The sequence below is a fragment of the Vibrio sp. 1S139 genome (genome assembly GCF_041439475.1).
Classification (GTDB): Bacteria; Pseudomonadota; Gammaproteobacteria; order Enterobacterales; family Vibrionaceae; genus Vibrio; species Vibrio crassostreae_C.
This window is the reverse complement of sequence record NZ_JBGOOD010000012.1, coordinates 37,866-47,882: the sequence shown is the minus strand read 5'-3', so window position 1 is coordinate 47,882 and position 10,017 is coordinate 37,866. Positions and strand designations below refer to the sequence as shown.

Annotated in this window: 8 protein-coding genes; all 8 read left to right on the top strand. The window is 45.1% G+C overall.

The window, feature by feature from the left end:
* Positions 1-404: 404 nt before the first annotated feature.
* Complete coding sequence (locus ACED46_RS06325; RefSeq protein ID WP_019822113.1) at positions 405-1,547, top strand: bifunctional tRNA (adenosine(37)-C2)-methyltransferase TrmG/ribosomal RNA large subunit methyltransferase RlmN; 1,143 nt, start codon at positions 405-407, stop codon at positions 1,545-1,547.
* A 440-nt stretch (positions 1,548-1,987) separates the two neighbouring features.
* Positions 1,988-2,944, top strand: a complete 957-nt coding sequence (gene rodZ, locus ACED46_RS06320; RefSeq protein WP_065584658.1) for a cytoskeleton protein RodZ — start codon at positions 1,988-1,990, stop codon at positions 2,942-2,944.
* A gap of 7 nt (positions 2,945-2,951) precedes the next feature.
* Entirely contained in the window at positions 2,952-4,073 is a 1,122-nt protein-coding gene (gene ispG, locus ACED46_RS06315) for a flavodoxin-dependent (E)-4-hydroxy-3-methylbut-2-enyl-diphosphate synthase (RefSeq protein WP_009848294.1), read from the top strand.
* A 70-nt stretch (positions 4,074-4,143) separates the two neighbouring features.
* Complete coding sequence (gene hisS / locus ACED46_RS06310) at positions 4,144-5,412, top strand: histidine--tRNA ligase (RefSeq protein WP_371721108.1); 1,269 nt, start codon at positions 4,144-4,146, stop codon at positions 5,410-5,412.
* 79 nt (positions 5,413-5,491) lie between these two features.
* Entirely contained in the window at positions 5,492-6,106 is a 615-nt protein-coding gene (locus ACED46_RS06305) for a YfgM family protein (RefSeq protein ID WP_017062513.1), read from the top strand.
* Between the two features lie 10 nt (positions 6,107-6,116).
* Positions 6,117-7,277 carry an outer membrane protein assembly factor BamB gene (gene bamB, locus ACED46_RS06300; RefSeq protein WP_017062512.1) on the top strand — a complete coding sequence of 387 codons (1,161 nt, stop codon included), beginning with the start codon at positions 6,117-6,119 and terminating at the stop codon, positions 7,275-7,277.
* A 158-nt stretch (positions 7,278-7,435) separates the two neighbouring features.
* A complete protein-coding gene (gene der, locus ACED46_RS06295; RefSeq protein ID WP_371721107.1) occupies positions 7,436-8,917 on the top strand; it encodes a ribosome biogenesis GTPase Der in 1,482 nt (493 codons plus the stop codon).
* A 131-nt stretch (positions 8,918-9,048) separates the two neighbouring features.
* The gene (locus ACED46_RS06290) at positions 9,049-9,951 is read left to right on the top strand and encodes an alanyl-tRNA editing protein (protein WP_371721106.1); all 903 of its coding nucleotides are present in this window, start codon (positions 9,049-9,051) and stop codon (positions 9,949-9,951) included.
* Positions 9,952-10,017 lie beyond the last annotated feature (66 nt).

Sequence of the window (10,017 nt, the reverse complement as noted above, 5' to 3'; positions counted from 1 at the left end):
GAGCAACCATCTCGTGGTAAATATTATCGAGCAATTGGTGATTATTTACGTCATTCTCGAAAGCGACGAAGGAGCGTAATCGGGAATCTGTTTTTGTTATTGGAGATTCCAGATACTTCGTTCCTCAGTTCTGGAATGACGGGGAACTTTGGAGCAACCATCTCGTGGTAAATATTATCGAGCAATTGGTGATTATTTACGTCATTCCCGAAAGCGACGAAGGAGTGTAATCGGGAATCTTTGTTTAAATTGGGTAATCTCAGGCCGATAAATACAATTGTTCAAATTTTAATCGCTTAAGTTTGAATGTCTTAATAAACACAGGGTTTTACAATGCTTGTTGAAGTTGCGTAAAGCCTGTACAATTCGCGCCCTTAATTATTGTTCCGTCATTGAGAGGCATCATGACCACAGCTAAAGTCAATCTACTCGATTTTGATCGTAAAGGTCTTCGTAAATTTTTCACAGAAGAACTGAATGAGAAAGCGTTTCGAGCAGAGCAAGTGATGAAGTGGATTTATCACTTCGGTGTCGATGACTTCGAACAAATGAATAACATCAACAAAAAGTTACGTGAGAAACTTCAACGTCGCTGTGAGATTGTTGCACCTGTTGTTTCTGAAGCTCAACACTCTTCAGATGGCACAATTAAATGGGCGATGAGCGTTGGCGACCAAGACGTTGAAACGGTATACATCCCAGATGGTGACCGTGCGACGCTATGTGTATCTTCACAGGTTGGTTGTGCACTTGAATGTAAGTTCTGTTCTACAGCTCAACAAGGCTTCAACCGTAACCTAAAAGTTTCAGAGATTGTTGGCCAAATCTGGCGTGCATCTCGCGAAATCGGCCTAGAAAAAGAAACCGGTCGTCGTCCAATTACTAACGTTGTAATGATGGGTATGGGCGAGCCTCTATTGAACATGAAGAACCTAATGCCATCATTAGAAATCATGCTTGATGATCTAGGTTTCGCACTGTCTAAGCGTCGTGTAACCGTATCAACTTCTGGTGTTGTTTCTGGCCTTGACCAAATGACAGACAACATCGATGTCGCATTGGCTATTTCTCTACATGCGCCAAACGATGCACTACGTAGCCAAATCATGCCGATCAACGACCGTTGGGATATCCAAGACTTCCTAGCATCTGTTCGTCGTTACATTGCATCTTCAAACGCTAACCGCGGTAAAGTAACGGTTGAGTACGTGCTATTGGATCATGTGAATGATGATATGGACCACGCACGTGAACTTGCAGAGCTAATGAAAGAGACGCCTTGTAAGATCAACTTGATTCCATTCAACCCTTACCCGGGTTCGCCTTATAAGAAGCCAAGCAACTCTCGTATTGATCGCTTCCAAAAAACGCTGATGGAATACAACTACACAGTAACCGTTCGTAAGACTCGTGGTGATGATATTGATGCCGCGTGTGGTCAGTTAGTCGGTGATGTGATTGATAGAACCAAACGTACCAAAATGATCAAAGCAGCCTCTGAAGCGAACTTGATTGCCGGTGGTGTGATTGAAGTAAAAGCGGTATAAAACGCGATTAGAACCTAAACAAGCCAGAAGTCCTACTTCTGGCTTGTTGCTTTTCTGGGGTACAGTTTTTGATTTTTTGGACTTCTTGCCCACGCTTTCTTACATTTTTCGTCAAATTTTGGACAAAACCATGAGCTGACGGTAAATTTTGTTTAAAGTGTTTTTGCCTTGTAATGGCATTAGCTTATGATTAACTAATCTTAAATTAATTTAAGTGCTCGCTTGCTACTGATCATCAATATGTCTATTTAGGTTGGCTACTTGATAAACTAGCTTCCTGAGAAGGTCATCCATAACAAATGAATGATGTTCGCCTTTAAGGGTTGATGATTTAGATAGCAGGAAAAATTCCACATAACGTGGGTTGTTAGATTGAGCTTAAACGACAATAAGAAAACGCTCTCCTCAACCTGCGATAATACTTTAGAAGTTCACTCTCTATGAACACAGAACAAGATACACAAACGCAAGAAACCGTAGCTCCAGCTTTGGAAGCGGGAACGCTGCTTAAGAACAAACGAGAATCTCTTGGTTTAACGCAAAAGCAGATTTCTGATCGCTTGAAACTTCGCGTTACGCTGATCCAACAAATTGAAGAAAACCAATTCGAGTCAGATCAAGTGGCGACGTTTATGCGTGGCTATATTCGTTCATACGCGAAATACGTCAATCTTGACGAAAAAGTCGTATTGAGTGCGCTGCATCATGCCGGTGATGCTCAGCATCAAGAGCAAGAAATGTTGAGCTTTTCTCGTAAGACCAAAACCGAGAAGCACAACAGCCGTATTATGATCCTGACTTGGAGTATTTTTGCGGTCATTGCGGGTATCTCCTCACTTTGGTGGTGGCAGAACCAACAACAAGACACCCTATCCCAATCTTTAGCGAATACTGAAAGCTCAGAAGAGCTAGCGGTAGAAGAATCACTTGCCCCTGAATTCACCTCTTTAGAAGTGATTGAAGCTGAACAAAACGAAGCGGGTGCTTCTGTTGTTGAAGGTACTGAAGGCCTTGCTGCAATAAGCGATGCGGAAGATACTTCAGGTGCTGTTACTCCAGCTGACGAAACTCCTGCACAGCAAGCAACAGAGACTGAACCAACTGCTGAAGTTACTGCTAATGCAGAAGCGGTTGAAGCAAGCACGGCTCCTGAAGCTGTGGCTAACGAGCTAGTCATGCAGTTCTCTGCTGATTGTTGGATCCAAGTGAAAGATGCTTCGGGCAAAACATTATCTACTGGCATTAAAAAAGCAGGCCAGACATTAAATCTTTCTGGAACTGCACCATATAAAGTGATTCTGGGTGCGCCTGAAGGCGTATCGATGACATTTGCAAGTGAACCTGTCGACCTTTCTGGGTATACTTCAGGCAAAGTAGCTAGAATAACCTTACCTTAGAGTTAATATGCAACACGAATCTCCTATTATTCGTCGCAAATCAACCCGTATTTATGTGGGTGATGTGCCGATCGGTGATGGTGCACCAATTGCTGTGCAATCCATGACCAACACAAGAACAACAGATGTAGCCGCGACCGTTGCTCAAATTAGAGCTCTGGAAAAAGTTGGCGCTGATATCGTTCGCGTATCTGTACCGACTATGGATGCAGCTGAAGCCTTTAAGCTAATCAAGCAGCAGGTCTCTGTTCCTTTGGTTGCTGATATTCACTTCGACTACCGTATCGCACTTAAAGTGGCGGAATACGGCGTTGACTGTCTGCGTATCAACCCAGGTAACATCGGTAACGAAAGCCGTATCCGCTCAGTTGTTGATTGTGCACGTGATATGAATATTCCGATTCGTATTGGTGTTAACGGCGGTTCTCTTGAGAAAGAGATCCAAGAGAAATACACAGAACCTACAGCAGAAGCGCTTGTTGAATCAGCAATGCGTCACGTAGATATCCTAGACCGTCTGAACTTTGATCAATTCAAAGTCAGCGTGAAGGCTTCTGATGTATTCCTAGCAGTCGGTTCTTACCGTTTGCTGGCTAAGCAGATTGATCAACCTCTTCACCTTGGCATTACCGAAGCGGGTGGTGCGCGTGCTGGCTCTGTGAAGTCAGCGGTAGGTTTAGGTATGCTTCTTTCTGAAGGTATCGGCGATACGCTGCGTATCTCGCTAGCGGCTGATCCGGTTGAAGAGATCAAAGTTGGCTTTGATATTCTTAAATCTTTGCGCATTCGTTCGCGTGGCATCAACTTCATTGCGTGCCCGAGCTGTTCTCGTCAAGAGTTCGATGTTATTAACACCGTTAATGCCCTTGAAGAACGCTTAGAAGACGTGATCACTCCAATGGACGTATCTATCATCGGTTGTGTGGTTAACGGCCCTGGTGAAGCTGAAGTGTCTCACTTAGGTTTAGCTGGTAGTGCACGTAAGAGTGCCTTCTACGAAGATGGTAAGCGTCAGAAAGAGCGCTTCGACAACGATGACCTTGTCGACAAACTTGAAGCTAAGATTCGTGCAAAAGCGTCAGTGCTTGATAAAGCAAATCGCATTGATGTAGAAAACTTAGAAGATTAATACAACGCGATGGGGTGTGATTGTCTATTCGCACTAACACCTGGTCGTGAGAAATTACGGAATAAATACTGTGGCTAAAAATATTCAAGCAATTCGAGGCATGAACGACTGCCTTCCAACTCAATCACCACTGTGGCAGAAAGTAGAAAGCGCAGTTAAAAACGTGGTGAGTGCATACGGTTACAACGAAGTACGTATGCCTATCGTTGAAGAAACAAACCTATTTAGCCGTGCAGTTGGTGAAGAGACAGACGTTGTTTCTAAAGAGATGTACACCTTTGACGACCGCAATGGCGATAGCCTAACGCTGCGTCCAGAAGGCACAGCAGGTTGTGTTCGTTCATGTATTCAAAACAGCCTTATCAACCGTGATGAACAGCGCCTATGGTACATGGGCCCTATGTTCCGTCACGAGCGTCCTCAAAAAGGTCGTTACCGTCAATTCCACCAATGTGGTGTTGAAGTGTTTGGCCTAGACGGTCCAGACGTTGACGCAGAACTTATCATGATGACAGCACGTCTATGGCGTGAGCTAGGCATCGACAAGCACGTTCGCCTAGAGCTGAACTCAATCGGTTCTCAAGAAGATCGCGTAAGCTACCGCACTGCGTTAGTGGCTTTCCTTGAGCAACACATTGATGTGCTTGACGAAGACTGCAAACGTCGCATGCACACTAACCCTCTACGTGTACTTGATACTAAGAACCCTGAGGTTCAAGCTATCTTAGGTGACGCACCTCGACTATCTGAATATCTAGGTGAAGAATCGAAGCAACATTTTGCTGGTTTGTGTGAACTTCTTGACGCTGTTGGTATCGAATACCAAGTTAATGAGCGTCTAGTACGTGGCCTAGATTACTACAACCGCACTGTATTTGAGTGGATCACAGACAGCCTTGGTGCTCAAGGTACAGTATGTGGCGGCGGTCGTTACGATGGTCTTGTTGAGCAACTAGGCGGCAAAGCAACCAATGCAGTTGGCTTCGCAATGGGTCTAGAGCGTCTGGTTCTGATGATGGAAACGCTAGAGCTAACAGAAGTTCGTCGTAGCGTTGATGTATACGTAGTTGCTGCTGGCGAAGGTACTATGATCGCGGGCATGCAGTTAGCGAATCAGTTACGCGACACCGTTGAAGGCGTGCGTGTAATGAACCACTTCGGTGGTGGTAACTTCAAGAAGCAATTCAAACGTGCTGACAAAGTAGGTGCTGTTGTGGCGCTGGTACTTGGTGAGAACGAAGTTGCTGACAATACAGTTGTGCTAAAAGATCTGGTTGGCGGCGAGCAAGAAACCGTGTCTCAAACGGAAGTTGCAGAGAAAGTTGCTGCGCTAATCTAATTAGCCATTGAGCAAACGCTCATAATGAATACTAACGTCAGCACTATGCTGGCGTTTAAAGAATTAAAGAGGACAGGAAGTGGAACTTTACGATAGCGAAGAGCAACAAGTTGAAGCCATTAAAGATTGGTGGAAAGAGAACGGTAAAGCCGTAATCTTTGGTGCGGTTATTGGTTTAGGTGGTCTATTTGGCTGGCGCTATTACCAAGATTCAGTAGTTGAAGCGCGTGAAGCAGCTTCAGAAAGCTACACCTCTGTAATTTCAGCTCTTGATGTTAAGGGTGTTGATGCTCAATCTGATATTCAAGCTTTCATCGACGCAAACAAAGATGCTGAGTACTCAGTACTTGCTGCTATGCAACTAGCAAAAGTACAAGTACAAGCAGGCGATCTAGCGGCGGCACTTGAACAGCTCGAGTGGGCAAAATCGGCAACTAAGGACGCGGCACTTGCGCCACTACTTACTTACCGTGTTGCACGTATTAAAGCTGAGCAAGGTGAATTTGACGCAGCACTGACTGATCTTGCTGCTATGACAGACGAATCTTGGAAAGGCCGTGTTGCTGAACTGCGTGGTGATATCTCACTTCGTAAAGGCGACACAGACGCAGCATACAGTGCTTACACAGAAGCACAGCAAGCTGTTGACGCTAGCCAAACGCTTCAAATCAAACTTGACGACCTAGCTAAATAAGGCGCTTTGAATGAAGAAGATGTTTCCAAAAGCGGCGTTGTGTGCGATTGCTCTTGGCCTACTAGCTGGCTGTGCGGGTGAAGAAGACACCGTAATCATGGCTCCAGTCCCAACGGTAAACAGCGAGTTCACTCCTAGTCAGGAATGGTCTACGTCGGTTGGTGATGGTGTTGGTCACTACTTTTCAAAACTAACGCCAGAATTGGCTTACGACAAAGTGTTTGTTGCAAGCCGTGAAGGTATGGTTAAAGCGCTTGATCCTGATACAGGTAAAGCGCTGTGGAAAGTCGATCTTGAGAAAGACGTATTGGCTCGTTTATCGGGTGGCTTAACGGCGGCTTACGGTAAAGTTTTTGTTGGTTCTGAAAATGGCGAAGTGATCGCACTGGAAGAATCGACCGGTGAAGAGCTGTGGCGTGTATCAGTCAATGGCGAGGTGCTTGCATCCCCAGCAACTGATAGCAACATGGTCATTGTTCATACCAGTCGCGGTATGTTGATCGCGTTAGATCAAGCAAGCGGTGAACAAAAATGGACCATCAGTACGGAAGTACCAAGCCTAACACTGCGTGGCGATAGCTCGCCTGTTGCAGTTTCTGGTGGTGTATTCTGGGGTACAGCAAATGGTCGTCTAGCTGCGGCTATCGTTGATCGTGGTCAGCTTATTTGGCAACAGCCAGTAGGCACACCAAAAGGTGCAACGGAAATTGATCGTTTGGTTGATGTTGATGCATCTCCAATTGTTCTTGGTGGCACCCTGTATACCGTAGGTATCAATGGTCAGCTGATTGCTATCGACCTTCGTTCTGGTAAGCCAATTTGGAAACGTAACTACTCATCAGCGATTGATTTAGCAAGTGATGGTAGCCGTTTGTTCGTTGTTACCGACAAAGACCATGTGGTTGCGGTTGATGCGCGTAGTGGTACTGAACTGTGGAGCACTCCATTGTTAGAAAACCGCTTACTGACAGCACCTGCTATTATTAATGGTTATGTAGTCGTGGGTGATACTGAAGGTTATCTGCACTGGTTGGATCGTTCATCGGGTGAGTTTGTTGCTCAACAGCTTGTCGATGATAGCGGCTTTGCGGTTGCACCAATTGAACTGCCTGAAGGCTACTTAGTGACGACTCGCAATGGCGATGTAAAGAAACTAACGATTAGCCAATAAAAGCGTGATATAATTCACAGTCGGCTCCTGGTTGGTAACAGCCAGGAGCCGTTTTGTTGTTAAAAATTAATAAACCGTGTGGTTATAGGTAAGAGTTTAAACTTGCGAACAAGTGCTTACCTATAACTACATTTAGAGAAGAAATTGTAGAGGTTGTTATGGTACCTGTTGTTGCTCTAGTAGGGCGTCCGAACGTAGGTAAATCTACGTTATTTAACCGATTGACTCGAACTCGTGATGCATTGGTTGCGGATTTCCCTGGCTTAACGCGTGACCGTAAATACGGTCATGCTCATTTTAGCGAGCATGACTTTATTGTTATTGACACTGGCGGTATCGACGGTACTGAAGAAGGTGTTGAAACTAAAATGGCTGAACAGTCGCTAGCGGCGATTGATGAAGCTGATGTCGTTCTATTTATGGTAGATGGCCGTGCGGGTCTAACACCTTCAGACGTGGCGATTGCTAAGCACCTACGTCAACTAGAAAAGCCTTCAATGCTAGTAGTAAACAAGGTTGATGGTATCGACCCTGATGCTGCAAGTGCTGACTTCTGGCAACTAGGTGTAGAAGATATGTACCAAATCGCTGCGGCGCATGGTCGTGGTGTTACTGCACTTATTGACCTTGCTCTTAACCCATTCGCAGAAGCGCTAAAAGCTGAGAATGGCGAAGTAAGCGACTTAACTGAGTTTGAAGACGAAGAAGAAGAGCAGGTTGAATTTACAGAAGAAGAAGCTGAAGCAGAATTCAAGCGTCTTCAAGATCAACCGATCAAACTAGCGATCATTGGCCGTCCTAACGTAGGTAAATCAACGCTAACGAACCGTATTCTTGGTGAAGAGCGTGTGGTTGTTTACGATATGCCAGGTACGACTCGTGACTCTATCTACATCCCAATGCAGCGTGACGAGCGTGAATACGTTCTAATCGATACTGCGGGTGTTCGTCGTCGTAAAAACATCAACGAAACGGTAGAGAAGTTCTCAGTGGTTAAAACACTGAAAGCGATTGAAGATGCTAACGTTGTATTGCTGCTTATCGATGCTCGCGAAAACATCTCTGATCAAGATCTAAGCTTGCTAGGCTTTGCGTTGAACGCTGGTCGTTCAATTGTTATTGCCGTAAACAAGTGGGATGGCCTAGATAACGACGTTAAAGAACGCGTTAAGAAAGAGCTAGACCGTCGCTTAGGCTTCGTTGATTTCGCACGTATTCACTTTATCTCTGCACTTCACGGTACAGGTGTTGGTCACTTGTTTGAGTCTGTACAAGAAGCTTACAAGTCAGCGACTACTCGTGTTGGTACTTCTGTGCTAACTCGTATCATGAAGATGGCGACTGATGATCACCAACCGCCTATGGTTCGTGGCCGTCGTGTGAAACTGAAATACGCGCACGCTGGTGGCTACAACCCACCGATTATCGTTATCCACGGCAACCAAATTCGTAACTTGCCAGATTCATACAAACGATTCTTGATGAACTACTACCGTCGTTCACTAGAAATCATGGGTACACCTATTCGCATTCAATTCCAGAACAGCGAGAACCCATTTGAAGCTAAGACTAACAAGCTGACAATTTCTCAAGAACGTAAACGTAAACGTATGATGAGCATGGTTAAAGGTCGTAAGTAAACCTTTCCAATAGATTTGATACCCGAGCCTGTCTCGGGTATTTTTTTAAGCAAAATTCACGTTAAGCCATAACAATACGTTTTTATCATCATGGCTCAACGAATCAGACTAGATTCCAGAAGAAGAACGATATGACTACTAGCGATTTGATTACACCTGTGTCAGCAATCACACCAACTATCACTCAATTTTGTCATCAGGCTTGGCAGCTCAATGCTAAAGCGCAGTACGTTGAAAGCGATGACAGCAAAACTTACCTGATCACCGACGTGACACCCTTCCACCCAGTGAGTCACATTTGGCCAGATCACCCTGCAGACCAAGGCTTTGTGAGTGTTGGTGACGTGCTATATCCAGTTGAAGACTGCCTTGTTGGTGCTATAGAACAATCTACTGGCAAGCTTCATATCGCAGCAGATATCCCTGTTAAGCGTGATACGGAAGGGTGGGCGTTTGTTGTTGTCCACCAGCTACCTACATCTGTTTCTATGATTAAGGTTAACGACGAAGTCGTGTTGTCGGTTGATAAAGAGTACCAAGCCAGTTTGAGCCGTGGTCACAGTGCTGGCCACATCGCTTTCCTAGCTTTGAATAAAGTATTGGCTGAGCGCTACTGGCGTAAAGATGCGGATAGAAAAGATCCGCTTGGCAGTTACGACTTCAATAGCTACGCACAAGTGACGAGCTTTGTGACTCCAGAGCTGTGTTCCGATAAGTATCGTTTAGGCAAAACCCTCAAGAAGCGCGGTTTGAACGTTGCAGATATGCTAGCAAGTCTTGATGACATCGAAGCTGATATCAACCAAATGATTGCGGGCTGGTTTGCAGAGCCGACGCCAGTTGCAATGCGACTGGAAGGCGAAGCATTAACAGACTCTCGCTATTGGGAATGGCAGTTGGATGCCGACACTTTAGTGTCTATTCCGTGTGGTGGTACTCACATTGAGAACACCTCAGAACTTAAGGCATTATCCGTTAAGTTAACCCAGTTAGATGACCAGCATATTGAAATGCTGACGCATGTAATTCGATGATCTAGACTACAGATCGAAATGGCTTGTGCTGTTTGTTTTGTTTTTGCATGTAACTTTTAATATAAA